Below are 26,496 nucleotides of genomic sequence, written 5' to 3'. Positions count from 1 at the left end.
AGCTCGGCGCGCGCGTGGTCGATGCCGCCGATCATGGACACCATCCTCGTGGTCGACGACGACGAACTCGTCGCCGACCTGCTCCGTGCGGTCCTGGAGCGGGCCGGGATGCGCGTGGTGGTGCACACCTCGGGCTTCGGACTCGCGGTCGCGGTGCGCAAGCATCGTCCCGCGTTGGTGGTGCTCGATGTCAACATGCCGGGTCTGAGCGGCGTGCAGGCGGTGCGTGCGATGCGAGCACTCGATCCGGCCTATGGCATCGACGCGCCGCTGCTGCTGCACAGCGGGCTGCCCCACGCGGAGCTCGAAGAGCTCGCACAGCAGACAGGCGCGCGCGGGTGGCTGCGCAAGCCCGCGCGCGCGGCCGAGACCGTCGCGGCCGTGCGTCGGGCGCTCGGCCAGCTGCCCGACGCGGACGACGTGAGCACCACGCCAGAACCGTGAACGCGGCCACCGACGTGGGGTGCACGCGGTCGCGCATCGCGGCAGTGCCCGACGGTCGTGATTCGTGATAGCTGCAGGGCCGTCATGAGCCCACGCAGCAGCTTGCCCGCCCGACCCTGTGATGCCGCACTGCACACCCTGATGGTCCACACCATCAAGGCGCTCGCGATGGACGGCGTCGAGCAGGCCAAGTCGGGTCACCCCGGCATGCCGATGGGCACCGCCGACATGGCGGCGGCGTTGTGGCTGCGCGTGCTGGTGCACGACCCCAGCGCGCCGCACTGGCCCGACCGCGATCGCTTCGTGCTCAGTGCCGGTCACGGCTCCATGCTGCTGTACTCGCTGCTGCACCTCACCGGCTACGAGCTGCCGATGGGCGAGCTGCAGCACTTCCGCAAGCTGCACTCGCGCACGCCCGGCCACCCCGAGTTCGGTCACACCGTCGGCGTCGAGGTCACCACCGGTCCGCTCGGCTCGGGGATCTCGGCGGCGGTCGGCCTCGCGATCGCCGAGCGGATCCTCGCCGAGCGCTTCAACCGCGACGGCCACACCATCGTCGATCACTTGACCTACGGCATCTGTAGCGATGGCGATCTGATGGAGGGTGTCGCGAGCGAGGCCGCCAGCATCTCGGGGCACCTGGGCCTGGGCAAGCTGGTGTTTCTCTACGACGACAATCACATCACGATCGATGGCTCGACCGAGCTGAGCTTCAGCGAGAACGTCGGCGCGCGCTTCGAGGCCTATGGCTGGCACGTGCAGCACGTCGACGGCCACGACGGCGAGGCCGTCACGGCTGCGCTGCAGGCCGCGCGGGCGGTCACCGACAAGCCCTCGCTCATCGCGTGTCGCACCACCATCGCCAAGGGCGCGCCGACCAAGGCCGGCACCTCCGCCAGCCACGGCGCACCGCTGGGCAAGGCCGAGGTCGAGGCCGCCAAGCAGGCGATGGGCTGGCCGCTCGAGCCGACCTTCCGCGTGCCGCCCGAGCTGCGCCGCGAGCTCGATGCGCGACGCGATGCGCTGGCGCTGACGCGGGTGCAGTGGGAGCAGCGCTTCGCGGCGTACCGCAGCGCGCACCCCGAGCTCGCGGCCTCATTCGAGGCGGCGATGCGGGGCGAGCTGCCCGCCGAGGTGTTCGCGGCGCTGCCGAGCTTCCCGGTCGGCACGCCGATCGCGACCCGCAAGGCCCAGCAGAAGATCCTCGGCGCCATCATGGCCAACGACGCCGGCTTCGTCGGCGGCTCCGCCGATCTCGCCGAGAGCAACGGCGTGCACCTCTCCGGCCTCGAGGACCAGAGCCGGGCGCACCCCGGCGGCCGCGTGTTGCACTTCGGTGTACGCGAGCACGGCATGGGTGGCATCACCAACGGCCTCGCCCTGCACGGCGGCCTGCGGGCGTTCGATGCCACGTTTCTCATCTTCTCCGACTACATGCGCGGGGCCGTGCGGCTGTCGGCGCTGATGGGCCTGCCGGTGGTGCACGTGTTCAGCCACGACAGCTTCTGGCTGGGTGAGGACGGGCCCACCCATCAGCCCGTCGAGCAGTGCATGAGCCTGCGGATGATCCCGCAGCTCGATGTCGTGCGGCCTGCAGACGCGCGCGAGACCATCGGCGCGTGGAAGCACGCGCTGTCGCGCAAGGTCGGCGAGGGTCCGACGGCGATCCTCGTGACGCGGCAGAACCTGCCGGTGTTCGCCGAGAGCCGCGATGACATCGACGAGGGCGCCTACGTGTTGTGGCAGCCCGAGGGCGTCGATGCGTCGGCGCTGCACGGCATCCTGGTCGCGACCGGCAGCGAGGTCGCGCTCGCCTACGACGCCGCCAAGGCGCTGCACGCCCAGGGTGTGGCGGTGCGCGTGGTGTCGATGCCGTGCTGGGAGCTGTTCGAGCGCCAGCCGCAGGCGGTCCGCGATCGCGTGCTGCCGCCGTCGGTGACGCGGCGCCTGTCGATCGAGGCCGGCGTCACGCTGGGCTGGCAGAAGTGGGCGGCGCACAACATGGGCCTCGATCACTTCGGCGCCTCGGCGCCGGCCGAAGACCTCGCGAAGGAGTTCGGCTTCACGGTCGACGCGGTGGTGCAGCGCTACCGCTCACTCGCGTGAGCCTCAGTCAGATCGGCGCGGTCCACTTGAGCACCAGGTGATCGCGCATCTTGGGCCGCGCGCGGTGGTTGGGCGCGCGGACCACCCAGACCTGCTCGAAGTCGATGCCGGCGATGTCGAAGTCGTGGGCGATGATGCGCGCACCCGGGTTCAGCTGGCGCAGCTGCGGCAATAGCCGCACGTTGAGCTCGGGCGACAGGTACAGCATCACGACGGTCGCCGGCCGCAGGTCGACGTCGAAGAAGTCGCGCTGCTCGATGGTGACGAGCTGCGAGAGCCCCGCGGCGTCGACGTTGGCGCGCGACTCGAGCACCCGCACGGGGTCGAGATCGAAGCCGCAGCCGCGCGCGTCGTGGCGCTCGGCCGCGGCGATGAGCAGCCGCGCGTCGCCGCAGCCGAGGTCGTAGACCACGTCGTGCTCGCGGAGGTTGGCGGCCTCGATCATCTGGTCGAGCACGGCTGGCGGGGTCGGCACGTACTCGATGTCGCCCACGGGCGGGCTGGGATCGGTGGTCGCCATGGCCGGCTTCGCGCCCCGCTCGACGCTAGCACGGGCGCGCGCAGAAGTTTTCACCCCACAGCGCGCTCGCGGTGCTCTGGTGACGCAGATGCAGCCACGGCGCCGATCACTTCGTCACGCGCGATCCCTGACGCTCGCCTGCGCACTGGGGGGCGCTGCCGCCTGCGCGAGCGACCCCGACGACGGCGATGCGGGCGACTCGAGCGATGGCAGCGGCACGACCGCGAACACGACGATGGGCAGTGCCACGAGCAGCGACAGCAGCGGGGGTTCGGCCACGACCGCCGGGACCGCCGGCACCGCCACCACCACCGCCGCGACCACCGCGACCGACGGCAGCGGCAGTGACGACGGCAGCTCGACGGGCACGCCGGTCGAGCTCACGCCGATGTTCGTCGCGATGGGCGACGGTGGTTGGACCGCGAGCTCGTGCGACCGCGGGCGCACCTGGACCACCCACGCGTTCTCCGACGAGCAGGGCGATCACACCCAGTGGACCGGCTTCGGCGGGCTCGCGTACGGCCCGGGCGGCTTCGTGGCGGGCTTCGGTTGGGGCGCCGAGGGCGGTCACATCCTGCACGCGACCGACGGCCTGAGCTGGGAGGATCTGCCGAGCGAGAGCTTCGTCGACGACGGCGTCGCGATCGGCTACGGCATCTACACCAGCGGCGTCGCGGCCCTGCCGTCGTCCTTCATGATCTTCAGCCAACGCGTGTGGCACTCGACCAACGGCGTCGACTGGGTCACCACCGACGTCTCGCTGCCGCCGGGCGCCGAGCAGCTGCGGCAGCTGCGAGGCTTCCCCGAGAGCGCGCTGCTGGTCGCCGCGGTCGAGAGCCAGAGCGGCAACCAGCATCCGACGGGCAACTTCGTCGTGGTCAGCGAGGACGAAGGGGCCACGTGGTCCGAGGGCACCGGCTTCGACGGCAACTGCGCCTCGCCGATCCAGCACAGCGGCGACATCGAGATGATCGGCGACACCCTGTTGGTCGCGACCGGTGACGTCTGTCGCTCGCCCGATCGCGGCCTGACCTGGGAGGTCTACACCCAGCCGACCGGCGGCTCGATCCAGGACCTCGGCCACGACGACGACGGCTTCATCGCCGCCGCTGGCACGCAGCTGATGACCTCCTCCGATGGCGTCACGTGGACGACCAAGGGCGAGATCGGCACGCAGCTGCGTGCGGTCGCGTTCGTCGATGGCGTCTACGCCGGCATCACCTCGCCGGGCGCTGCGCCGTGGTACAGCGACGACGGCGTCACCTGGCAGGCCGGCGAGCTCGACGCGGCGGTGGTGGGGGATCTGTGGATCCGCGACTTCGCGGCGGTGATGATCGAAGGCACCTGCGGCTAGCCACGTGCGACGCCCGCGGGCTCACCCGGATGGCTGTCGTCCCGCCCGCCGGGGCGAACTCGGCGCTGGCGCGTCGCTGCGCGGTGGCCTCACGACGCCATGCTAGGCTGACCTTCGAGGTGGACGCGGATGAGCGCTCGATCGAGGTGGATGCGGATGCGTGCACGGCCGGTGGCTGCGGCTGGCTTCGCGCTCGGCGTGGCCGGCTCGTTCGCGCTTGCCGGCGAGGGCTGCCTGACCTGCAACGAGAGTCTCTGCAACTCGCGGCTCGCGATCACGATTCGCGAGCCCAGCGGTGCGCTGCGTCCCGGCGTGTGGGCCTTCGAATTCGTGGTCGACGACGCGCAGACGCTGCACGCTCGCTGTGAGATCGGCGCGGACTCCCGTACCGCGCACTGCGATGCCGGCGACCTCGACGTCTCGCCGGTCATCGTCGACGACCCGGACAACCCGTACACCTTCTTCCTCACCGCGTTCGAGGGCGATGCGGGGGTCGACGATCTACCGACCACGCTCGACGTGCGCGTCACGGTGGAGGATGCGGTGGTGCTCGAACGTCGCTTCGAGCCCCACTACGAGCTGACCGAGCCAGCCCGCTGCGACCCCGACTGCTTCAGCGACAGCCTCGCGCTGCGGGTCGCGCGAGGCTGATGCCGAGACCGCCGAGGCCGGCCGCGCGAGGACCTCGCGTCATGGCGACAGTGTGGTCCAGATCGTCAAGTCGATGCCCGATCCGGTCGCGATGTCCTCCAGGCCGTCGCCGTTGAAGTCGCCGGCGGCGACGACCGGCAAGGTGCGGTAGCCGAGGTCGATGCTGCTGACGCAGTCGAGCGCCTCGCGGATCACGCTCAGTCGGCCGCTCGATGTCGCGAACACCAGCGCCTCGCGACCTTCGCCGTCGAGGTCGGCGGCCACCAGCGCGTGCTGGCCGGCGGGCAGTGCGAAGGCACCGACGCCGCCGCCGTAGCCGTCGAAGACCTCGACATACGTGAGGAACGAGAGTTCGAGCGCCCGTGCGACACGGTCGCCCAGCACGGAGTTGGTCGCGATCGCGAGCGGCCCCGGAGCGTCGTCGCCGGCGGCCTGCAGCCAGAACTGTCCTTCGGGATTGTCGTCGATCACACCGCCGCCGTTCCAGCGCCAGGTCGCAGTGCTGAGGTGCGCGACGACCTCGCGGCCGTTGCCACCATCGAGCTCACCGGTGGCGAAGTCGTAGAGCGTGATGCCGGTGCTCAGCAGCTGCACGGGGCCGAACGCGCCGCCCTCCAGCGAGAGCGCCACGCCGAGCGCGGTCGGCTCGACGCTGTCGAACTGACCGACGACGTCGCCGCGACCATCGCCGTCGATGTCGGCGATCTCGACGCGGGTGGCCAGCAGTGCCGTGTTGCCGCCGAGCGTCAGGATGCCGCTGCCGTCGTTCAGGAACGTGACGACCTGGCCGCCGTCGTCGGCCAACGCGACCGCGAGGTCTTCATCGCCGTCGCCGTCGAGGTCACCCACCGCGACGTCGTTCACCTGCATCGGTTCGGCGAAGAGCGGGGCCCCGGCCACGCCTGTGCCACCCGCGAGCACCGTCACGTTGCTCGGGGTCGCGACCACGAGCTCGCGCGACGCATCGGCGTCGGCCGCGAAGAAGGTCAGCGCAAGCACTTGCCCGTCCGCGACCATCGGGATCGGCGTCGGTGCCAAGGGCAGCTCGCACTCCGGCAGCATCGGGACGTCCTGGCAGAAGTTGCCCCAATCGATGCCCGACATGCACACCGCTTCGCCGCCGCAGTCGTCCACGCTGTAGCACTCGTTGTAGTAGCAGCTGCCGTCGTAGTAGCAGCAGTCGCCGTCGTAGCAGCAACCACCGTCCGCGCAGCCGTACGGGATGCACGCGTTGCCGTCGCAGTAGTAGCCGCTCGGGCAGCCATCGTCGCAACCGCCGACCGTCTCGGTCGTCGTCGGCGGATCGGTCTCGCTCTCGCTCTCCGACTCGCTGACGCTGCTGCTGTCGGTATCGCTGGTGCTCTCGGTGTCCTGTCCGGGTGAGAGCACCACCGGTCCGCATCCACCGAGCACGATCGCTGCGGTCGCACCCACCGAGCCCCCGAGATTCCAACGCGAGACGTCCAACACCATCGCGACGCTGCACATGCAGCTGCTCGGCCGCGGCTGCGACCGATTGTCGCATGGAAAAAATGCGCTAGATCCCAGATAGTTAGCGCTGCCGACGGGGAAGCGGGCGCGGCCGGACGCCACTGCAGGTGTGACGGTGGTGTCGTGCGCGCCGCGGCGGGCCAGGGCGTCGCGATCACATCGCGTGCAGGCGCGATCGGGGCGAGCGCAGGGGTGTCGATCGCGGTGACGGGGCGCCGACGCTGCATCGGCTGTCACCCACCGCACGCGCGCGGCCACGCGGCCACGCGGCCACGCGGGATCATGGGCGTGGCGTCGCGCTTGCGCGCGAGCGTGCACGACTCGGTCGAATGACCGACGGGCACGTCGTCTTCACGGCAGGAATCCGCGCGATCGACCGGTTGACGCTCGTGTCGCGGCGCACGTAGTGTGACCGTGCAGAGGTCGTTTCTCAATGCGGCGCAAGCAGGCGATACAGCTCGTGGTGTGGGGTCTGTGCGGCTCCACGGCCTGCTATTCCGGGCTCGGCCCCACCGCCGACGGCACCGACGGCGCGAACGCGTCGGGCGCGACCGACGGGGGCATGGGCGCGGACACCGGCAGCAGCGACGGCGGCGGCGAGGCGGCGCGCGAGGTCGACGCGCCGACCCTACGGCGGCTCACCGCCGCCGAGTTCTCCCACGCGGTCGTCGACCTGCTGGGGCCCGTGACGATCGGCACCCTGCCGGCTGACTTCCGCGTCGAGGGCTTCGTCAACATCGGCGCCGCGAAGCTCGCGGTCGCGCCCGCCGGCGTCGCCGAGTACGAGAACGTGCTGCTGCTCGCGACGCAGGAGGCGTTCGCGGATCCCGAGCGAGTGGCGCAGATCCTCGCGTGCGTGCCCAGCGGGCTCGGGGACGACGCGTGCATCCGCGAGGCACTCGCGCGCTTCGGTCGACGCGCGTGGCGTCGCCCGCTGACGGCCGATGAACTCGACCGTTTCGTCGCGATCGTCGGTGACGTCGGCGCCGAGACGGGTGATGTCGTCACGGGCATGCGGCACGCGACCTGGGCGCTGCTGCAATCGCCGTACTTCCTCTACCGCGTCGAGCTGGGGGCACCCTCGGGCGTCGATCCCAACCGACTCGCGTTCGACTCGTGGGAGATGGCCTCGCGGCTGTCGTTCACGCTGTGGTCGTCGGTGCCGGACGAGGTGTTGCTCGACGCCGCGGCGGACGACGAGCTCGTCGATCCGGAGAACATCGCCGATCAGGCCGAGCGCATGCTCGCCGATCCGCGCGCGCGCGCGGGCGTCGAGGTGTTCGCCGCCGAGCTCTACGGCATGTGGGCGCTGGGTGAGAAGGACAAGGACGCCGAGCTGCATCCCGAGTGGACCGACTCGCTCAAGGCCAGCATGCGCGCCGAGCTGCTCGCACGCGTGACCGACGTCGTGTTCGACGCGCCCGGCGACTACTTCTCGCTCTACGACAGCGACAAGGTCTTCGTCGACAACGAGCTCGCCGCGATCTACGGCCTGCCGACGGCGGAGCCCGATGGCCTGCGCGCGGCGACCCTGCCCGCCGGCGACGCGCGCCGGGGTCTCATCGGCAGCGCGCTGGTGCTGGCGATGAACTCGCTGCCCGCTCGGACCTCGCCGACCGAGCGCGGCAAGTTCATCGCCGACACGTTGCTGTGTCGGACGGCACCACCACCACCGCCCGGTGCCGACACCATGTTGCCGGAGCCCGACGGCCCGATGACCATGCGCGAGCGACTCGAGCCGCACCGCTCGAGCCCGGCGTGCATGGGCTGCCATGCGCTCACCGATCCGCTGGGCCTCGCGCTCGAGCACTTCGACACGGTCGGACGCTACCGCGAGACCGACAACGGACTCACGCTCGACGTCACCGGTGAACTCGATGGTGTGCCGTTCGCCGACGCGGCCGAGCTCGCGACCCTGCTGCGCGACAATCCCGACGCGCCCGCGTGCCTGGTGAACCGACTGTTCGCGTACTCCGCGGGGCGCGTGCCGCTGTCGACCGACGCGCCACTGCTCGAACGCGTGCAGTCCGACCTCGCCGACGCGGGCAACCGCTTCGATCGACTGTTGCTGGCGCTGGTCACCCACGAGGACTTCCGCTTCGCCAACCCCACCGGGACCGTCATCGCGCCCGACGATGGAGAGATGCCATGACGCGCGCACGCACCAACCTGGGACGACGCACCGTCCTGCGCGGGCTGCTCGGTGGCGCCGCGATCGCACTGCCGTTGCCACGGCTCGGCGCCATGCTCGATGGCAACGGTGTCGCGTATGCCGACGGCACCGGCCTGACGCCGCGGTTCCTGTCGTGGTTCTTCGGGAACGGCGCAGATCCGGGCCATTGGGTGCCGGCGGCGGTCGGGCAGGGGGCTGCGTGGACGCCGAGCCCCGCTCTGATGCCGCTGGCGGCGTTCAAGCCGTGGATGTCGGTGCTCTCGGGCTTCGAGGTCAAGGTGCCGCAGCTCTACGCGCACAAGTCCGCCCCCTCGGCGGTCTTGACCGGTGCGCAGGCGATGGACGGCGGTGACGTGCGCCTGCCGTCCATCGACCAGCTGTTGGCGCCGCATCTCAGCGCAGACACGGTGTTCCCGACCGGTCTGCACGTCGGCATCTCCAACGTCACCGGCGCCGGTGCGCTCGACTTCAACATCTCGTTCTCCGGGCCCAACGCGCCCAATCCGCCCAACTACAGCCCGGCGGCGCTGTTCTCCACGCTGCTGTCGCTGTCGGGCACGATCGAGCCCGATCCGATGCTGTTCCGACGGCAGAAGATCCTCGACGTCGTGGCGACCGACGCGAAGGCTCTGCGCGCGCGGCTCGGCAGCGATGATCGCATGCGGCTCGACCGGCACCTCGAAGGCCTCGACCAGCTGCAGACGCAGATCAACGCCACGCTCGACGCCGCGGACTGCGGCACGCCCGTCGATCCCGATGTCGCGTACCCCGAGCGCGGTGCCGACGGCGAGATCACGCGGGCCCGCTGCCAGGCATTCGCCGACCTGTTGGTCTACGCGCTGTCCTGCGAGCTGACGCGGGTCGCCACGCACGTGTTCTCCTGCGCCGCCTGCCATGCGCCGTTCATCGAAGCCGGGCTCGGCAGCGTCACCTTCCACGAGGACTTCGGTCATCGCCTCAGTCCGATGGGGGTCGACTACGCCACCCAGGGCTTCCACACCGGCGTCGAGTACGTGATGGGCTGCCTCGCCGAGCTGTGCCAACGGATGCAGGACACGCCCGACGGCAACGGCTCGTTGCTCGACAACAGCATCATCTACGTCACCTCGTGCGTGGGCCTGCCCTGGGACCACCACATGGACGACTATCCGCTCCTGGTGATGGGCAAGGGCGGCGGCCTACTGCGCGGCGACATCCACCACCGGGTCGCCGGCGAGAACACCAGCCGCGTGCCGTTCACGCTGATGAACGCGCTCGCGCCCCAGCTGACCTCGTTCGGCCAGGACGAGGGGCTGGCCACCGAGGTCATCCCCGAGATCCTCGCCTAGTCGACCTCGCGGCGGGCCGTCACGGCCCCAGCAGGAGGTAGTCGACCGTGGTGTCGCCGTCGGTCGTGAACACGTAGGCGGCGAGGTGGATGTTCCCGACGCCGTCGACCTCGACGTCGATCGACGCGACGTCGCGATCGACGAGGATCGCGTCGTCGAAGTCGTCGTCGGTCGGCGCCGAGATCCACATGGCGTGCTCGCTGTCGTCGGCGGTCGGCGTCCACGTGCACGCGAAGTCGCAGCTCGCGGTCAGCGTACCCATCGCGTGGGTCTCGGCCCACAGCAGACGGACGTCACCGCCGTGGCTCGCGACGATGCCGAGCGGGCGATGGCGCACGTAGTCGTAGTCGCAGGTCTCGCCGTCGACCTGGGGTTCGCCGCACTGTTGCTCGCCGGTGGTGTCGTCGGCGACGACGGTGCGGACGGTCCAGTCGTCGGCCGCGTTGCGAACGGCATACACGACCTCCTGCAGACCATCCCCGGTCGGACGCGCAGCGATCACGTGAGGGGTCGAGCCGACCATCGCGATCCCCGAGCCCGCGGCCATGAGCGAGTCGGTGCCGCTGTCGAACACCAGCTCCGGCGGTCCGTCGGGCGCCGGCACGTAGTAGTGGGCCCAGCTGCCCGCGGACGTGGCGTAGTAGGTCACGTGGGCCTCGTCGAGATCGGACACCGCAGTCGCCAGCGCCGTGGCGGTCGTCATCGGCACCGTCGTCCACGCGCCGTCGAACTCGCCGTACAGGTAGATGCCGTCGCCCCACGACTCGGTCGCGATGTGCCAATGCCCGTGACCCAGGCTCGCCGCTGCCTCGCCGTCGAGCAGGTACTCGCCGTCGTGCAGCGCGGGCTCGATGCCGAAGCTCGCGCCATCGTAGGTGTGGTGGGCGATCGCGCTGGCACCGTCGTACTCGAGCACGCGCAGCACGTCGAGATCGGTGTCCCAAGCGATGGCACCGAGCGCGACGGCGGCGGGCGTGCCGGCGGTGTCCCACGCATCGGTGCCGGTGCGTGTCGCGACATGCCCGAAGTAGCCGCCCTCGGCGACCGAGAACAACACGCTGGGCGTGCAGGTGTCGTCGTGGGTCACGCTCGGTGAGCCGTTGCGGAAGTACCCCACGCCGTCCACGGCCTCGTCGACGAGCACCGTGCAGGGCGTCAGCGCCGAGCCACACAGCGCGCCGGCCCAGGGGTGGCTGGCCTCGTAGCAGTCGCCGAGCACGAGCCCGGTCTCACCGCCGCTCGAGCTCGAGTCCGACCCGCCGCTCGACGACGCACCGCTGCTCGCATCGCCGCTGCTGTCGGCGCTCCCCGAGCTGCCGGTCCCGGTCGTGCCTTGGTTGCCGCTCGACGACGTCGAGCCCGAGTCATCGACGCTGCTCGATGCGGTGCCCGAGCCCTCGCTCGAGGTCGAGCCTTCGCCGCCCGTCGAGCCGCCCGTGCTCGACGACGACGCGTCGCCGACGACACCGTCGTCACCGCAGCCGAACCCCAGCACCATCGCCACTGCAAGCCACCGTCGATGCATGGCCGGAGCATAGCCAGATGGCGCCCGCGTGGTCTGCGACCGGGCTCGCGCCGACGTTGGCCGCACGCGGCCGCAGACGAACCGTCCCACGCCGCGGGAACTTCGGCGCACGACGGCCGTACCCTATGGCCATGTCGTTCGCGAGCATGCGATGGGGTCGAGGGGCGTGGAGGTTCGGGACGATGCGCATGCTCGCGGTGTTGCTCGCCAGCGGCCTGCCGATCGCCGCGGTCGCGGCGCCCGGGGGCCCCAGCCCGGTGTACGGCGGCGAGGCGGTCTCCGCCTGCGCGTGGCCGACCAGCGTCTTTCTCGGGGGCTGCAGCGGCACGCTCATCCACCCCGAGATCGTCATGTACGCCGCCCACTGCGGCGATGGGATCCCGGAGGTCTACTTCGGCGAGGACTTCTCGGATCCCGAGGCACCCATCGAGGGCTTCTCGGTCGCGACGGAGTACTGCGAGGTGAACCCGGCCGCCGACCTGGCCGCGTCGCTCCAAGAGTTCCGCGCGACCGACTTCGCGTTCTGCAAGCTGGCGGAGCCGGTGCTCGAGGTGCCGATCGTGCCGCCCCTGGTGGGCTGCGAGACGACGGTGTTGGTGCCGGGGCAGACGGTCACGCTGGTCGGCTTCGGCCTCGACGAGCAAGGCGAGTTCGCCGTGAAGCGTGCGGTCGAGACGAACCTGAACTACATCGACGATGCTGGCGTCGCCGTCATCGGCGGTAACGGCGAGAGCTCGTGCAACGGCGACTCGGGTGGGCCGGCCTACGTGCAGCTGCCGGACGGGAGCTGGCGCGCGTTCGGCATCGTCTCGGGCCCGAACGTGGGCGACTGCGGCGATGCGGGTTGGTACGCCACGTCATTCCTCGCCGTGCCGTTCATCGAGGAGCGCAGCGGCATCGACGTCACGCCGTGCCACTACTCCAACGGCGACTGGAACCCGAGCCCGACCTGCGGCGAGTTCCCGCTCGACCCCGACGATGGCACCGGCAAGCAGTGGTCGCAGGGCTGCGCCGGCGGCCCGACCTCGCCGTGGGGGAGTGCGTGTGGACCCGCCTACGACGACAGCCCCGACGTACTCGCGCCCGAGGCCACGATCACCAAGCCGAAGGATCGCGCTCGCTTCGACATCGAGGACGGCGCCGACAATCATCCGCTGACCGTGAAGGCCGCTGCGACCGACGACATCAGCGGGGTTCGACAGCTCGCGCTCGCGATCGGTGGCGTCGTGATCGACGGTGGCATCCGCCGCAGTCCGCCGTGGGCATGGAACGTCCTGCTGCCGCCCGGGGTGTGGTCGCTGCAGATCGAGGCCACGGACTGGGCCGGCAACACCGCGCTGTCGACGGAGGTCGTGATCGGCGTCGACGAGGATCCCCCAGCTGCGCCCGAGCAGGGCACCAGCAGCGACGGCGGCGCGGCGTCGTCGAGCGGCGACACGCCCGAGCCTGCCAGCACCGGCACGCTCGGATCGACCAGCGGCCTCGGTGCAGAGACCTCCGGCGGCGTGGCGCCGCAGAGCTCGAGCGATGGCGGCTGTGGTTGTCGGAGCGCGGGCGACGACGGCAGCGTTCCACTCGCCGCGGGCGTCTTGCTGGTGTGGCTGCGCGCGGCTCGGCGTCGACGCCATCGCGCCCGCGTGGCTGCGGTCGCCGTGGCTGGCGCGCTGCTCTCGTGCAGCGGCGAGGCCCCCGATGCCGCTGCGACCACCGGCTCGACCACGGGCAACGACACCGCCACGAACACCGGCGAGACCACGGGCGACACCACCGCGACGACGACGACGACGGCGCCATCGAGTGAATCGTCGAGCTCCGACGGGGCGTCGACCGGTGCCGCGTGCGAGCCCGGCACCGAGGCGTGCCACTGCGCGGAGGGCTTCGCGTGCAACGCCGATCTCGCGTGCATGCTCGACACCTGCGTGCCGTGCGAGACCGGCACCTTCGCGTGTCCCTGCGCGTTCGCAGCCGAGCGCGAGCAAGGCAGCTGCGACGCCGGTCTTCTGTGCTTCGGCGGCTTGTGTGCGTTGCCGCAGCCTTGCCCGTACGTGGAAGACGGCAGCTGCGACGAGCCGTACACGTGTCTGCCCGGCACCGACGCGTTCGATTGCTGCGCGACGCAGCGTGGCGTCTGCGAGGAGCGTGACGCGGGTGGCCGCTGCCCACCCGGCTCCGATCCGGACGATTGCGGCGGCGACGATACCACCGCGGCCAGCAGCGGCACGGATGCCAGCAGCGGCACGGATGCCAGCAGCGGCACGGATGCCAGCAGCGGCACGGATGCCAGCAGCGGCACGGATGCCAGCAGTCAGGATCCGGCCTCGTAGATCCCGAGGCGCATGCGATAGCCGTCGGGCTGCGGATCGTAGTGGAACAGATCGATGCACGGCCCGGTGTACGCCGGATCGCCCTGGGCCCAGCTGTCGGCCACCACCGTTGCGCTCTGCGCGACCAGGTTGGTGTAGTCGACGTCGCTCGGGTTGTAGTTGGTGCACAGCGCCCCCTCGGGCTCCGGGAACGTCTCGTCGAAGCTGTAGTACTCGGCCGGCAGCTTGCCCCACGCGATGGGGATGACCACGTCGCCGAGCACGGATTCGACGCCGGTCGTGAGGTCGGTGACGCTGGCGCGCAGCAGCTGATTGCCCGGGCTGCCCGGGGCGTCGCCGATGAGGCGGTAGTGCATGCGGTAGGTGTTGCCCGACGACCAGTCGTAGACGAGGCTGAGCTGCACGCAGACCGCTCCGACGCCACCGTCGCACGCGACCTCGTCGACGTCGACGTAGGCGCCCGGGGCCGGGATCGCATCGACCACGCCCCAGGCCGAGAAGATCACGCCGCGGTACCCGCTGGCCGGCGTCTGATTGCCCATGCGCGTCTGCAGCCCGCCGTAGAAGCCGTTGCCCGGCGGGCCCTGGGTGAACTGCCAGCCGCCGAACGAGAAGTACTGCAGCGTGCCGTCGTCGGGACCCGAGACCGCCGGATGGATGTCGAGCGAGGCGTCGTCGTAGCCACCGGCGACCTGTGGCAGGTACCAGAACACGTTGATGAACCCGGGGGTGAGATCGGCCGGGAGCTCGGGTTGCTCGGGCTGCGGCGCACCGGTGGTCTCGCCGACGCCCGTCGACTCGCCGCCGGTGGTCGCGGGCTCGGCCGCGGTCGTCCCGTCGTCGCTCGACGACGCGGGGCCCGAAGACGACGTGGTGCTCGGCTCCCGCGGCCCCGTCGTGTCCGGATCGTCGCCGTTCGAGAGGCCCTCGTCGGACCCACTGCTCGCCGCGTCCGGGGACGTCGGGGGGACACACGCAACGAACGAAAGCACCACGGGGACGAAGGTCAGGAGGCGCAGCACCATCGTGCTGTCAGTGCCACGAAGGCGGCGGTCGGTTTAACCGCTGGCCGGGGCCGCCGTGCGCGGCTGGAACGACTGCTGCGAACCGTGAGCGTCATCAGAACGCGACGCCGAGCTGCGAGGTCAAGGTCACCGCGGCGGTCGAGCGTGCCCCGCGTCCACCCAGGCGTGCGGACACCGAGGTCTGCCACTTGATGGCGTGGCCGCGCAGATACACCGCGAGGCCGCCGGCGAGCTCGTGCGTGGCGGTGACGCCGATCGGTTGCACGACGGCGTAGCGGAGCACCGGCTCGACGCGGCCGGCGATCACGTAGCCGAGCTGCGTGTGATGACCGATCGCGTCGAGGAATTGGCGCGACCACTGCGCGCCGCGTTGCCGCGTGCGGGCGTACACCGCGGCGCCGAGCGAGAGACCGTGGGCCATGACGGTCGCGTCGACCACCGCACGAGTGGAGCCGGCGTGCTCGCCGTCGGCGTCGAGGTCGAGCATCACGGCGGCGGCGATGGCAACCCGCGCAGCGCCGCCGGAGAGGTCGCCCTCGGTGTAGGGCGTGGCACCCCGGCTGCCGTAGCCGACCCGTGCGGCGACCAGCGGATGAACGCGATCGGGCACGACGTTCGGGCCGGCGCCGTTGAACACGCCGGCGGCGTACTCGAGCCGATGGCCCGCGCCGCCGTGCAGCATCACGCCGAGATCGGCGTTGTCGCCGAACGCAGCGACGGTGGGCGGGCGATCGACCAGCGACAGCTCGCTGCCCGGGGTGAGGAACGACCGCGAGAACGGCCGCTTGAATTGGCCGGCGCGCAGCACCAGCCGCTCACGCAAGAGCGCGTAGTCGAGGTTGGCGAACACCAGCCGGGGGCTTGTGCCCGCGAAGTCGGCGATGAAGGTGTAGCGCAGCTCCTTGCGCAGCACGCTGCCCACGAGGCCGAGACGCGCGCGGTGGAGCCCGATCGCATCCGTGTCGGGCGCGCGGTCGTTCCACGCGTGGGCGTGCTCGATCTGCAGCAGCCCCAACAATCGCAGGCTGCTGCCGCCGTCGGCGCTGCGCAGCACCATCGCGTGATCGAGCGCGGTGGACGATGGCGCCGCGCCCTCGCGTGGGGCCGCGCTCGCAATGCCAGGTGACGCGAGCACGGCGAGCGACCCCGCGACGATCAGCGTGTGCACGCGCCGTCGGCCCACCAGCAACGCGAGCGCGATCGCGGCGAGCCCGGCCGCGACCGCGAAGGTCGCGTGCATGCCCGAGGCGACCGCCGTCGGCCCCGCGAGCGCGGGCTCGTCGCTACCCGCGCCAAAGGCGAACACGGCGCCCATCACCGACGCGCCGGTGACGAGGCCGAGGTTGCGCGACAGCTGCAGCACGCCCGACACCAACCCGCGCTGCGGGGACGCCACCGCGCGCAGCACCGCAGTGTTGTTCGCGGCCTGGAACAGCGCGTAGCCGGCGGTCACCACCACGATCGGTGCGACGTAGCCGAGCATCCCGAGGCCGACCGGCGTGATCGCCAGCAGGCCCGCGCCGATGGTGACCGCGGCCAGGCCCGCGACGCTCGTGCGCGCGCTGCCGATGCGATCGACGATGCGGCCGGCCGGCACACCGACCAGCGCCGCGACCAGTGGACCGGTCGACATCACGAGTCCGACCGCGCCGGTGTCCATGCCCAGCGCACCCGCGAGGTAGAACGGGCCGACGATCATCGTCGCCATCACCACCGTGGAGACCAGCAGGCTCGTGGCCAGTCCGACCGCGAGGTCGCGGTCGCGCAGGAGCGACAGCTGCACCAATGGTGCGCTCGCGCGGGCCTCGATGCGGACGAACAGTGCGCCACCGAGCGCCGCGGTCGAAAGCCACGCGAGCTCGACGAGGCCCAGGTGCCCACGACCGAGGGTCACCGCGAGTGCATAGGCACCGAGCGACGCCGCCAGCACCAGCGAGCCCGCGAGGTCGAACGTCGCCGCGCGGGCTCGGGGGCGATCGGCGGGCAGGCTGCGGTGGGCGAGTGCGAACGCGGCCGCGCCCAGTGGCACCTCGAGCAGGAAGACCGCAGGCCAGCCGAGCGCGTCGATCAGCAGGCCGCCCAGCGAGGGGCCGAGCGCGGTGCCGATCGCCGAGGTGGTGCCGAGCAGGCCCATCGCGCCGCCGGTCTTCGCCGCCGGCACGCTCTCGCCGACCAGCGCCAACGACAGCGCCATCATCACGGCCGCGCCGAGGCCCTGGACCGCGCGCGCGAGCAGCAGCACGCCCAGGCTCGGTGCGAGTCCGGCCAGCGCCGAGGCGGCGGTGAACAGCGCCAGGCCCACCAGCAGCACCCGGCGTCGGCCGAGCAGGTCGCCCAGGCGTCCGGCGCCGACGATCGACGAGGTCACCGCGAGCAGGTACGCCAGCACGATCCACTGCACCTCGCCGAAGCTGGCGTGCAGCGCGATCGCGAGGGTCGGGAGCGCGACGTTGGCGATGCTGGTGCCGAGCGCCGACAGCAGCATGGACAGCGCGAGCGCGGCCAAGGACAGCTGCGCAAATGGCGCGCTCGGCCCGTTCGGGCCTGGGGTCGCGGGAGGGGGCGTCGAGGGGCGATGCATGTCCAAATCTCCGGGCAGGGGCCCTCGCGGGCCGGGTATGCCGGGAGCGTGGCCTCGTCCAAGGCAAGGCGGTAGACGCAATGAACGCACTCGATAGATGCACTGGACGCCATGTATTGACGGGGTACGCTACGGGGCGGATGTCGCGACCCGATCTCAACCTGTTGGTCGCGCTCGACGTGCTGCTCGATGCCGGCAGCGTGGTCGCGGCGGCGCGTCGACTGCGGCTCAGTCCGTCGGCGATGAGCCGCACACTCGCGCGTCTGCGCGAGGCCACTGGCGATCCGCTGCTCGCCCGTGCGGGCCGTGGCCTGGTGCCGACGCCACGCGCGCTGGAGCTGCGCGAGCGGGTCGGCACGCTGGTGCAGGACGCCGAGGCGGTGTTGCGACCGGTCGCGGCGATCGATCTCGCCGTGCTCGAGCGAACCTTCACCCTGCGCACGAGCGAGGGCTTCGCGGAGACCTTCGGACCGCGCCTGATCGCGCGCACGCAGGCCGACGCGCCGGGCGTCCGCCTGCGCTTCGTGCAGAAACTCGACCGCGACAGTGGTGCACTGCGCGAGGGCGCCGTCGATCTCGAAACCGGCGTGGTCGGTCGCACCGTCGGTCCCGAGGTGCGATCGCAGGCATTGTTCCGCGATCGCTTCGTGGCGGTCGTGCGCGAGGGGCATCCCCTGACGCTCGGTCGGCTCAGCGCGGCGCGCTACGCCGCCGCGCGCCACGTCGGCATCACGCGACGCGGGCTCGATCGCGGGCCGGTCGACGACGCGCTCGCGCCCCTGGGCCTGCGTCGCGACCTCGTGGTCGGCGTCGGCGGCTTCGCGACCGCGATCGCCCTGGCGCGCGACTCGGAGCTGGTCGCGACGGTGCCCGACCGGCACACGCAGGGGCTGCGCGCGGGCATGGCTGCGCTCGCACTGCCGTTCGCCGCGCCGGAGGTGACCGTGGCGCTGCTGTGGCACCCCCGCATGGAGGCCGACCCCGCCCACCGGTGGCTGCGGCAGTGCGTGCGGGAGGCCTGCGGCGAGCGCTCGAGCGGCGCGGCGGCCCGCCGGTCACCGCCGCGATCCAAGGCGTCGTCGAAGCGAGCGCCGCGAGCCTGACGGGCGGCTCATCCAGCGTCGGCGTCGGCGTCGGCGTCGGCGTCGGCGTCGGCGTCGAGCCGCTCGGCCCACGCCTGCAGGTTCGCGCTCGACCCTCGCCGCGACTCGGGCGTGTCGGCGAGCTGCTCGACCTTGTCCTTCAAGAGCGCGAGCCCGCGTCGCAGACGACTGCGGACCGTGCCCGCCGGCACACCGAGCGCGATCTCCAGCTCGTGGCCGCGCACGCGCTCGAAGTAGTAGAGCTCGAGCGCGACCTGAAGGTCGATCGGCAGGTGCCGCAGCGCCACCAGCAGCAGCCGCTCGTCGTCGCGGGCCGCCAGCGCGCCGCTCGGCGAGACGCCAGCGTCGAGGATCGACGACACCGCCGGATCGATCGGCCCCGCCGCGATGGCCCCGCGGCCACGGAGGTGGTCGTAGAGCTTGTTGCGGGCGGCCGCGAACAGGTAGCCGCGGAACGCGTCGGGGTCGCGAATCTGATCGCGCCGCTGCACGCAGGCGAGAAAGGTCTGCTGGACGAGGTCGTCGATCCCGCCGTCGACCTTGTTGTAGAAGAAGCGCCGCACCGGCTCGAGGAAGCGGTCGATGAGCTCGCTGCCGGCGCGGCGATCGCCCGCCTGCCAGGCGGTCAGCAGCTCGGCGTCGGTGGCCACGCGGGGGCGAAGGTAGCAGCAAGGCGAGCATCTTTGCAGTCTGCGTGATCGGCCGACCGGCCACGCGAGTCCGACCCTTCGAGCATGCCCGCAGCCTCGGCTACCCTTCGATCATGAGCTCCGGCGACGAGCCGATCGGCGCCCGCCTGGAGCGCGTCGAGATCCCGAGCGACGCGGTCGCGGCCGCGCGGCTGAGCGCGCTCGTCAAGGCCCAGCTGCTCGACGAGCCGGTCGCGGAGGTGCGCGTCGATCGCTTCATCGTGCTCGACACGCTCGGGGCCGGCGGTATGGGGGTCGTGTATGCGGCCTACGATCCGCAGCTCGATCGCAAGGTCGCGATCAAGCTGCTGCGGCGCTTTGGGGCGACCGAGCGCGACGCGGATCGCGAGCGACTGCTGCGTGAAGCCCGGGCGCTGGCGAAGCTGTCGCATCCCAACGTCGTGCCGGTCTACGAGGTCGGTGAGCATGACGGCGGCGTCTTCCTGGCGATGGAGTTCGTGCGCGGCGCGACCCTGCGCGAGCGCGTCACGCCGCAGACGCCGTGGCGCGAGACGGTCGCGATCTACCTGCAAGCGGGTGAAGGTCTCGCGGCGGCCCACGCATCCGGGTTGATCCACCGCGACTTCAAGCCCGACAACGCGCTGATCGGCGAGGACGGTCGCGTGCGCGTGGTCGACTTCGGGCTCGCGCGCGGCCACGGGCCGAGCGCGCCCGATGACGCGATCGCGGCCGGGGCCTCGATCGCGACCCTCGACGAGCGCCTCACGGCCGTGGGGGCGACGGTCGGGACGCCCGGCTACATGGCGCCGGAGCAGCGCCGCGGCGCGCCCGTCGACGCCCGCGGGGATCAGTACAGCTTTTGCGCCGCGCTGCTCGAGGCCCTCGGTGGTGGGCTGCCGCGGGTCGACGGCGACGGCGAGCGGATCGCGGTGCCGTCGCATGTGCCCACACGCGTGCGGCAGGCGCTCGCGCGCGGCCTCGCGACCGCACCGGGCGATCGCTTCGAGAGCATGCGTGGGCTGCTCGACGCGTTGCATCGTGCGCGCTCGGGCGCACGGCGGGTGCGCATCGCCGCCGCACTCGCGCTCGCGCTCGGCGTGGGGGCCGGCGCGATGTTGAGTCGCTCGTGGACCGACGCCGATCCCTGCCCCGACGCAACCCCGGAGCTGGCAGGGGTGTGGGACCCGACGCGTGCGCAGGCGCTGCTCGCCGCGGCGGACCCGCTGGGGCCGGTCGCGCGCGCGGCCGCCGAGGGCACCGCGGCCGAGCTCGATCGACACACGGCGGCGTGGATCGCCGAGCGCCACGCGAGCTGCGAGGCGCTGTACGTGCGCCGTACGGACTCGCAGCTGCGCTTCGATCGACGCATGCGCTGCCTCGATCGCCAGCGCGCCGCGGTCGACTCGTTGGTGACCGCGTTGGTCGAAGCGCCCGCGCCCGCGTGGGCCCACGCCGTCGAGGCTGCGGTCGAGCTCGCGCCCGCGGTGGAGTGCGACGGGGGCGACGTCGATGCCGCGGTGCCCACCAGCCCGGAGCAGCTCGCGGCCATCGATGCGCTGCACGTGCGGATCGATCGCGTCGAGACCCTCGGTCGGCTCGGTAGCCTCCGCGAGGCCCACGCGCTCGCCGAGCAGATCGTGGCGGACGCGCTGGCCATGGGCCATCGCCCGACCGAGGCCGAGGCATTGCGCCTGCGCGCGGGCTTGCTCGGGTCCGAGCACCGTGACGCCGAGTCGCTGGCGGTGCTGGAGGATGCCGCGTGGCGGGCCGAGGCGGGGCGCGCCGACGAGCTTGCGCTCGACATCCTCGCGAAGTGCCTCACGGTCACGTCCGACCTCGGCGAGCTCGAGCAGGCCGATGCCTTCGCACCACGGGTGCAGGGGGCGCTCGAGCGGCTCGCACGACCGACGTCGGTGGAGCTGCAGGTGCTGCGTGCCCGCAGCACCCTCGCCTTGGCCCACGGTCAGCTCGCCGACGCCGAGGCGATCGCGCGGGCGGGCGTCGAGCTGGGGACGCGCTTGCACGGCGCGGACTCCCTGTGGGTGGGTCAGGACCTCAACAACCTCGGCCTCATGCAGTACGAGCAGGGCAAGTTCGCCGAGGCGCGGGTGTCGTTCGACGCGGCGCTGCGGATCAAGCGAGCGTGGCTGGGCCCCGAGCACCCCGACGTGATCATGGCGCGGACCAACCTCGCGGGCGTCGACGAACGCGAGGGACACGTGGCGCGTGCGCGCGACGAACTCGAGTCCGTGATCGCGGACGCGGAGCGTTCATTGGCGCCCAGTCCGTTGTTGGCGGCCGCACTCGGCAACCTCGCCAACCTCGAGGCGATGCAGGGCCACGGCGCTGCAGCCGTGGCCTGGGCCGAGCGCGGGGTCGACGTGCTGGATCGGACCGTCGAGCCCGACGATCTGCGCTACCTCCCCGCGCTGCTCGTGCTCGGGCTCGCCTACGATGCCGTGGGTCGATCACAGGACGAGCGGGCGGCGTACGAGCGCGCCTACGCGATCGCCGATCGCCGCGACCCCGACCACCCGCAGAAGGCCTACCTGCTCAACAACCTCGCCGAGCTCGATCTCGCGGTCGGCGACGTCGCGGCGGCGCGCGAGAAGCTGGTGCGCGCGCTCGAGCTGTGGACGCGCACGCACGGCGCCGATCATCCGGTGACCGGGCAGCTCGAGCACACGCTGGCGCGGGCGGAGCTGGCCGCCGGTGCCCACGCCGAGGCCGCGACCCATGCCCGCGAGAGCATCACGATCCTCAGCCGAGGTGCCGCCGCCGACGACGAGCGGTCGCTCGCGGACGCCCGCTGGCTGTTGGCGCAGGCGTCCGCGGGGGTGCACGGGCGCCCCGACGCCGAGGGGCTCGACGCCGCGCGGGTGGCCGCGGCCGACTTCGCGCGGTTGGGCGATGCCGCGCGCGCCGCCGAGGCGCAGGCTTTCGTCGAAAAATTCGCTGCGCCGTGATCAACCGGCCCCCGCGGCGCGACCTCGTGGTCACAAGGACGCCCCGACCGTGAAACCAACCCACGCATCCCTGACGCTGCTCCTGCTCGCGATCACCTCGGCCGGCTGTGCGACCGCTTCCGACGATGCCTGCGTGGCAGAGCGCAAGATCGGCTTGAACGGCGTGTCGCTGAACGGCGTGTCGCTGAACGGCGTGTCGCTGAACGGCGTGTCGCTCAACAAGCTCGGCGCCAACGGCCTGCGCACGGGCACGCTGTCGGAGGTCGCGCTCACCACGGGCGCCCTCGGTGAGGCGCTCGCGCCTGATGCTCTGGACGACGACTTCACGGCCCTGCTGCTCGCGTACACCGTGTCGTGTGCGCTGGCGCCCGAGCAGCACGTCGACGTCGTCATCGATGGCGAGACCCAGCGCCTGTCGGGCGGGCTGGGGCTGGCGCCCGCGTGGGGCCAGACCGACGGCAGCTGCGACGCCGAGTGCCAGGGCTGGGTCAGCGCATGCCTGGTCGCGCGCACCAACTTCAAAGGTGAGTCGGTGCAGATCTCGCTGCTCGGTGACATCGCCGCGCTCGAGCCGACCGAAGAAGAGGCGGCCACGTTCGACATCGAGGAGGCCACCTACTACGGCGATCTCTTCGCGGACGCGCCGACCCTCTTCGCATGCACGCCCGACGGCGCGGACGCGCCCGAGCGCACCTGTGGCGGCGATGCGAACGGCTGCTACATCCGCATCGTCGGCGAGTGCTCGTCGGTCTGCGACGCCGACGGCTGCCTCGACGATGTCGGGCGCCGCCACGCGCAGACCATCACGGTGAACGTCCGCGACGAGGCCAACACCTGCGGCTGATCGGGCACGGTGCGCATCGACCGACCCGCGGCGTGGAACGACGCCGCGGGCTCACGGCATGATGCCGATGTCGCTCCCGGTCGAGCTCGCGCCGGTGCCAATCGATCCCGGCGCGAGCGCGAAACCACCGAAGCTTGCCGGCATGGGTCCGCCCACGAACGTCGGCTCGCCGACGATCTCACCGTCGCCGGGCCATCCGCTGTTCAAGTTGTGGTCATGCTCGACGTCGAGCCCTTCCTCGACGCTGAGGCCACCGCCGCCGACCCACAGGTTGTCGCGCACGACGTTGTCCATGGCGGCGCCATCGATCCTCACCGAGCCGCCGCCGACGAAGGTGTTGTGTTGGATGAGCCAACCCTGGGCGGCGTTGGCTGCGACCGACCAGGGATAGAACTCGCCCTCGTGGGCGACGAAGACGTTGTTGGTCACGACCATGCCGGGGTTGGGGCCGTCGAAGTCGACGAAGCCACCGGTGCCGTCGTTGTCGTGGAAGTAGTTGCCGGTGACCACGATGTTGCGCGCGCCATAGACTTGGATCGGGTCGACGTGCTCGGGATAGTCGCCCTGGTCGAGCTGGGTGAACTCGTTGTCGCGGACGATCACACCGTTGGCGCCGCCGATCAGCTGGACCCCGTCCGAGGAATGCTGCTCGCCGCCACCGCGGAAGAGGTTGTTGCTGATCACGATGCCTTGATCCGCGTCGAGGTCGTAGCCGCGGACGGTGATGCGGCCCTCGTAGAGCGCCGCAGAGATGTGCTCGAACCGACAGTGGTCGATGAGCCACCCCATGTCGGCCGCGCGTGCGCGCAGTGTGATCGCCTCGGTGAAGTCGATGTGATCGAAGGTCATGGCGATCGAGGCGGGGTTACCCTCGACCGGATCGACGTCGATGCCGGCGATCCGCATGCTGCCCCCGAGGCCGGTGAACCGCAGGTGCGCGCTGGCGTCGAGGCTCATGCCCTCGATCGTGACATCGGCCCCATCGGCGGGACGGATGGTGACGTCGGACGTCTTCACGACGGCGTCGAAACCGGCGCCAGGGTAGGTGCCGGACTCGAGACAGATCACCGCGCCATCGGTCGCGTCGCCCACCGCCGCGACCAGGTCGGCGGCGATCGTCGTGTCGCAGGGCGGCGCCGTGGGCTCGGGATCGGTGCCGGACTCGTCACTACCGGAGCTGCCGGCGTCGGCGCTGCTGCCCTCGCTGGCCGTGGAGCCGGAGCCGGTGGCGGTGGTCGTGGCTTCCGCGCTCCCCGTCGCGCCCGACCCTGCGGTCGTGCTGGTGCTCGAGTCAGCCCCCGATCCACCGTCCGCCGTGGCCGGTGCCCCGGAAGAGCCACACGCGGGCACGAGCGATGTGAGCGCGAGCGCGGGCACCAACGAGCGACTCCACAGGCGAGAGATCATGGTGGAGCGGCAGTCACACCCGCCGCCACTTCATCCACGCCCGCGAGCCTGCGCCTGTGTGAGACGCCGCACCACGTGAACCTCGATGCCCGGCGCAGCCCGGATTTCACCACGGGCTGGCACGCGCAGGGGCACGCGCCGGAGCCCCTATGCGCCGGCGTGGACCTGCGGGCGCGCGATCATGCGGCGCGCGTCGTCGAGCAGTCGCGAGAGGTCCTCGCCGAGCGCAAGGGCTTCGGTCACGAGCACACTCGGGTCTTGGGCGAGTGATGCATCGAGCAGCTCGCGGAGCCGATCGAGGCGCCAGCCCATGCAGTCGAGCCCCGCGCGCAGCGTCACGTGGGCGATGGGTGCCAGGTCGGTCGACACGTGCGCAACCCCGGCGTTCGTGTCGGCGCAGAGCATCACGACGAGCCCACCGTCGGCCGGCTCGGCCCACGTGCGCACGTCGAAGCGGTGTCGCCCGCCGTCCGGCGAGATGACGTCGACGTGGGCTCGCGTTGGCTTGGACATGCGCACGAACGGGTCGGGCAACGCGTCGCCGACGCGCACGCCGAGCCAGAGCTCGGCCGCGGCGTTGGCGTACTCCACCACGCCCGCGGCGTCGCAGAGGATCAAACCCGAGTCGAGGTGGTGCAGCAGGCGGCGCAGCCGAGACGCACTCGTGCGCGCCTGCTCGGCCAGCTTGAGCGCGCCGGCAGCGAGTCGGCGACGCACCACCGCGCGTGCGATCGCTGCCGTCAGGGTCGGCCCGGTGATGTCGCGCTTCACGAGGTGCTCGTGAGCACCCTGGTGCACGGTGTCGGTGGCCACGCAGGCGTCTTCGCTGCCGCTGACGACGACGATGGCGGCGTCGGGCGCGTGCTCGCGGAACAACGTGACGCTGTCGACGCCGCGGCCGTCCGACACCGAGAGGTCGAGGATCACCGCGTCGTAGGCCACTGCCTCGGCGTGGGCGCCGGCGTCTGCGAGGTGTGTGACGTGCGAGACCCGAAAGCGCGGCTCGGTGGACTCGACCAGCCATGCACGGAGCATGTGCGCGTCGCCGGGATCATCCTCGACGAGCAGCACGTGCATGGATTCGTCGAGCGCCATGACCTTTTCAAGGCTAGCACCCGCGATCCGACACGAAAGCCGAAAGATCGGTGGCGCGAGCCACCGGCGCGCTCGGCTGCCGCACACCGAGCCGCGCCGACTCACTCGATCGGCGGCCGATCGGACGCGAGACGCATCAGTGCGCCTTCGCGTCGCGACTACAAGCCGCAGGCGATGTTGACTGCGTCGGGATTGCACACGCTCTCGGGTGGGCCCTGGAGCGTCGGGCAGTCGGCCATCGTCAAGCACGCGTAGTACTCGTCGACCGCGCTCGCACAACCGGCACCGAGGTAGCCCGCGTACAGCATCATCTGCTGGCAGTACTCCGCCGCGTACTCGCCAACACCACACTCGTTGGCGTGCATCGCCCATGTCATGCAGATCTCGGGCACGGGTCCGAGGCCGCCGCCGGTGCCGTAGCCACCATCGGTGCCGTAGCCACCATCGGTGCCGTAGCCACCGCTGTCGTCGGCCGGGCCGACGGTCGGGTCGCCGCTGCCGCCACCGGTGGCGCTGGTGCCCGGGTTGCCGCCGCTGCCGGGCTGGCCGGAGGGATCGGGCGATCCGTCGTCGTCGTCGCCACCCTCGGTGCCCTGGCTCGCGTTGTCCTCGGTGCCACCGCCCATGTCGCCGTCGGTGCCGTTGGCGGTGGTCGTGAAGGCATCGGTCGCGCTGAGGGCGTCGCCGACGTCGAGCGAGCACGCCAGCGGGACCAGCCCGAGCGAGAGGAGGAAGGTGAGATCGGTGGCGCTGCGGTGCATGGTGTTCGTCCTCGGAGCCGGTCGACCGGCGGCGGTCGTGCGGCTCGCTGTCGTCTCGTGCCGTCGACGGCCGCCGAGGTTGGCTCGTCGCGGTCTGGCCATGACGCCGATCACATGCGCTGGCCGTCGCGACCCAACCTCGGCGGAC

The 26,496-nt window shown here is 71.6% G+C and carries 19 protein-coding genes; 10 read left to right on the top strand and 9 right to left on the bottom strand.

Translation table 11 applies throughout. The annotated features are described in order from the left end of the window. Window positions 1–33: 33 nt before the first annotated feature. Entirely contained in the window at window positions 34–444 is a 411-nt protein-coding gene (locus IPH07_28975; protein ID MBK6921467.1) for a response regulator, read from the top strand. 84 nt (window positions 445–528) lie between these two features. Next, window positions 529–2,550 (top strand): transketolase, encoded by a 2,022-nt coding sequence (gene tkt, locus IPH07_28970; protein ID MBK6921466.1) that lies wholly within the window; start codon window positions 529–531, stop codon window positions 2,548–2,550. A 7-nt stretch (window positions 2,551–2,557) separates the two neighbouring features. On the opposite strand, the gene IPH07_28965 is transcribed toward tkt, so the two are convergent. After that, window positions 2,558–3,070 (bottom strand): 50S ribosomal protein L11 methyltransferase, encoded by a 513-nt coding sequence (locus tag IPH07_28965; GenBank protein ID MBK6921465.1) that lies wholly within the window; start codon window positions 3,068–3,070, stop codon window positions 2,558–2,560. A gap of 235 nt (window positions 3,071–3,305) precedes the next feature. Between IPH07_28965 and IPH07_28960 the strand changes: the two genes are divergently transcribed. Both IPH07_28960 and IPH07_28955 read left to right on the top strand, forming a co-directional pair. Beyond that, window positions 3,306–4,424 carry a hypothetical protein gene (locus tag IPH07_28960; GenBank protein ID MBK6921464.1) on the top strand — a complete coding sequence of 373 codons (1,119 nt, stop codon included), beginning with the start codon at window positions 3,306–3,308 and terminating at the stop codon, window positions 4,422–4,424. 150 nt (window positions 4,425–4,574) lie between these two features. Beyond that, on the top strand, window positions 4,575–5,075 hold the full coding sequence (locus IPH07_28955) for a hypothetical protein (protein ID MBK6921463.1): 501 nt from the start codon (window positions 4,575–4,577) through the stop codon (window positions 5,073–5,075). Between the two features lie 39 nt (window positions 5,076–5,114). Here IPH07_28955 and IPH07_28950 read toward each other — a convergent pair whose 3' ends face one another. Beyond that, window positions 5,115–6,548 (bottom strand): VCBS repeat-containing protein, encoded by a 1,434-nt coding sequence (locus tag IPH07_28950; GenBank protein ID MBK6921462.1) that lies wholly within the window; start codon window positions 6,546–6,548, stop codon window positions 5,115–5,117. Between the two features lie 451 nt (window positions 6,549–6,999). Here IPH07_28950 and IPH07_28945 point away from each other — a divergent pair, with 451 nt between their 5' ends. Together IPH07_28945 and IPH07_28940 are read left to right on the top strand one after the other, a co-directional pair. Next, complete coding sequence (locus tag IPH07_28945; GenBank protein MBK6921461.1) at window positions 7,000–8,718, top strand: DUF1592 domain-containing protein; 1,719 nt, start codon at window positions 7,000–7,002, stop codon at window positions 8,716–8,718. Beyond that, the gene (locus IPH07_28940) at window positions 8,715–10,067 is read left to right on the top strand and encodes a DUF1552 domain-containing protein (protein MBK6921460.1); all 1,353 of its coding nucleotides are present in this window, start codon (window positions 8,715–8,717) and stop codon (window positions 10,065–10,067) included. Before IPH07_28945 ends, IPH07_28940 begins: the two co-directional genes overlap by 4 nt. Before the next feature lie 19 nt (window positions 10,068–10,086). Here IPH07_28940 and IPH07_28935 read toward each other — a convergent pair whose 3' ends face one another. Then, window positions 10,087–11,592 (bottom strand): hypothetical protein, encoded by a 1,506-nt coding sequence (locus tag IPH07_28935; GenBank protein MBK6921459.1) that lies wholly within the window; start codon window positions 11,590–11,592, stop codon window positions 10,087–10,089. Window positions 11,593–11,774: 182 nt separating this feature from the next. On the opposite strand from IPH07_28935, the gene IPH07_28930 reads away from it, so the two are divergent. After that, window positions 11,775–13,916 (top strand): trypsin-like serine protease, encoded by a 2,142-nt coding sequence (locus tag IPH07_28930; protein MBK6921458.1) that lies wholly within the window; start codon window positions 11,775–11,777, stop codon window positions 13,914–13,916. Here the strand turns inward: IPH07_28930 and IPH07_28925 are convergent. Together IPH07_28925 and IPH07_28920 are read right to left on the bottom strand one after the other, a co-directional pair. Then, complete coding sequence (locus tag IPH07_28925; protein MBK6921457.1) at window positions 13,898–14,941, bottom strand: hypothetical protein; 1,044 nt, start codon at window positions 14,939–14,941, stop codon at window positions 13,898–13,900. The genes IPH07_28930 and IPH07_28925 overlap by 19 nt on opposite strands. A 94-nt stretch (window positions 14,942–15,035) precedes the next feature. Next, on the bottom strand, window positions 15,036–17,522 hold the full coding sequence (locus tag IPH07_28920; GenBank protein MBK6921456.1) for an MFS transporter: 2,487 nt from the start codon (window positions 17,520–17,522) through the stop codon (window positions 15,036–15,038). Window positions 17,523–17,662: 140 nt separating this feature from the next. Here IPH07_28920 and IPH07_28915 point away from each other — a divergent pair, with 140 nt between their 5' ends. Continuing rightward, the gene (locus tag IPH07_28915) at window positions 17,663–18,625 is read left to right on the top strand and encodes a LysR family transcriptional regulator (GenBank protein MBK6921455.1); all 963 of its coding nucleotides are present in this window, start codon (window positions 17,663–17,665) and stop codon (window positions 18,623–18,625) included. A gap of 8 nt (window positions 18,626–18,633) precedes the next feature. On the opposite strand, the gene IPH07_28910 is transcribed toward IPH07_28915, so the two are convergent. After that, window positions 18,634–19,275, bottom strand: coding sequence for a sigma-70 family RNA polymerase sigma factor (locus tag IPH07_28910; GenBank protein ID MBK6921454.1), 642 nt, complete (start codon window positions 19,273–19,275; stop codon window positions 18,634–18,636). A gap of 113 nt (window positions 19,276–19,388) precedes the next feature. On the opposite strand from IPH07_28910, the gene IPH07_28905 reads away from it, so the two are divergent. Both IPH07_28905 and IPH07_28900 read left to right on the top strand, forming a co-directional pair. After that, window positions 19,389–22,241, top strand: a complete 2,853-nt coding sequence (locus tag IPH07_28905) for a tetratricopeptide repeat protein (protein MBK6921453.1) — start codon at window positions 19,389–19,391, stop codon at window positions 22,239–22,241. 49 nt (window positions 22,242–22,290) lie between these two features. Then, entirely contained in the window at window positions 22,291–23,085 is a 795-nt protein-coding gene (locus IPH07_28900; protein MBK6921452.1) for a hypothetical protein, read from the top strand. A gap of 51 nt (window positions 23,086–23,136) precedes the next feature. Here the strand turns inward: IPH07_28900 and IPH07_28895 are convergent, their stop codons facing one another. From IPH07_28895 to IPH07_28885, 3 genes are all read right to left on the bottom strand, one after another. Beyond that, the gene (locus tag IPH07_28895; GenBank protein ID MBK6921451.1) at window positions 23,137–24,492 is read right to left on the bottom strand and encodes a right-handed parallel beta-helix repeat-containing protein; all 1,356 of its coding nucleotides are present in this window, start codon (window positions 24,490–24,492) and stop codon (window positions 23,137–23,139) included. Window positions 24,493–24,639: 147 nt separating this feature from the next. Then, window positions 24,640–25,587 carry a response regulator gene (locus IPH07_28890; GenBank protein MBK6921450.1) on the bottom strand — a complete coding sequence of 316 codons (948 nt, stop codon included), beginning with the start codon at window positions 25,585–25,587 and terminating at the stop codon, window positions 24,640–24,642. 158 nt (window positions 25,588–25,745) lie between these two features. After that, window positions 25,746–26,348, bottom strand: coding sequence for a hypothetical protein (locus IPH07_28885; GenBank protein ID MBK6921449.1), 603 nt, complete (start codon window positions 26,346–26,348; stop codon window positions 25,746–25,748). Window positions 26,349–26,496 lie beyond the last annotated feature (148 nt).

It is taken from the genome of Deltaproteobacteria bacterium (assembly GCA_016709225.1).
In the GTDB taxonomy this organism is placed as follows: Bacteria; Myxococcota_A; Polyangia; order Nannocystales; family Nannocystaceae; genus Xiheibacterium; species Xiheibacterium phototrophicum.
This window is presented reverse-complemented; position numbering and strand designations above follow the sequence as displayed.

Coding starts and splice junctions, on each gene's coding strand:
- tkt (MBK6921466.1), top strand. CDS start 529: ATGAGCCCACGCAGCAGCTTGCCCGCCCGACCCTGTGATGCCGCACTG.
- IPH07_28935 (MBK6921459.1), bottom strand. CDS start 11,592: ATGCATCGACGGTGGCTTGCAGTGGCGATGGTGCTGGGGTTCGGCTGC.
- IPH07_28950 (MBK6921462.1), bottom strand. CDS start 6,548: ATGGTGTTGGACGTCTCGCGTTGGAATCTCGGGGGCTCGGTGGGTGCG.
- IPH07_28890 (MBK6921450.1), bottom strand. CDS start 25,587: ATGGCGCTCGACGAATCCATGCACGTGCTGCTCGTCGAGGATGATCCC.
- IPH07_28940 (MBK6921460.1), top strand. CDS start 8,715: ATGACGCGCGCACGCACCAACCTGGGACGACGCACCGTCCTGCGCGGG.
- IPH07_28915 (MBK6921455.1), top strand. CDS start 17,663: ATGTCGCGACCCGATCTCAACCTGTTGGTCGCGCTCGACGTGCTGCTC.
- IPH07_28960 (MBK6921464.1), top strand. CDS start 3,306: ATGGGCAGTGCCACGAGCAGCGACAGCAGCGGGGGTTCGGCCACGACC.
- IPH07_28955 (MBK6921463.1), top strand. CDS start 4,575: ATGCGGATGCGTGCACGGCCGGTGGCTGCGGCTGGCTTCGCGCTCGGC.
- IPH07_28965 (MBK6921465.1), bottom strand. CDS start 3,070: ATGGCGACCACCGATCCCAGCCCGCCCGTGGGCGACATCGAGTACGTG.
- IPH07_28885 (MBK6921449.1), bottom strand. CDS start 26,348: ATGCACCGCAGCGCCACCGATCTCACCTTCCTCCTCTCGCTCGGGCTG.
- IPH07_28975 (MBK6921467.1), top strand. CDS start 34: ATGGACACCATCCTCGTGGTCGACGACGACGAACTCGTCGCCGACCTG.
- IPH07_28945 (MBK6921461.1), top strand. CDS start 7,000: ATGCGGCGCAAGCAGGCGATACAGCTCGTGGTGTGGGGTCTGTGCGGC.
- IPH07_28895 (MBK6921451.1), bottom strand. CDS start 24,492: ATGATCTCTCGCCTGTGGAGTCGCTCGTTGGTGCCCGCGCTCGCGCTC.
- IPH07_28920 (MBK6921456.1), bottom strand. CDS start 17,522: ATGCATCGCCCCTCGACGCCCCCTCCCGCGACCCCAGGCCCGAACGGG.
- IPH07_28930 (MBK6921458.1), top strand. CDS start 11,775: ATGCGCATGCTCGCGGTGTTGCTCGCCAGCGGCCTGCCGATCGCCGCG.
- IPH07_28925 (MBK6921457.1), bottom strand. CDS start 14,941: ATGGTGCTGCGCCTCCTGACCTTCGTCCCCGTGGTGCTTTCGTTCGTT.
- IPH07_28905 (MBK6921453.1), top strand. CDS start 19,389: ATGAGCTCCGGCGACGAGCCGATCGGCGCCCGCCTGGAGCGCGTCGAG.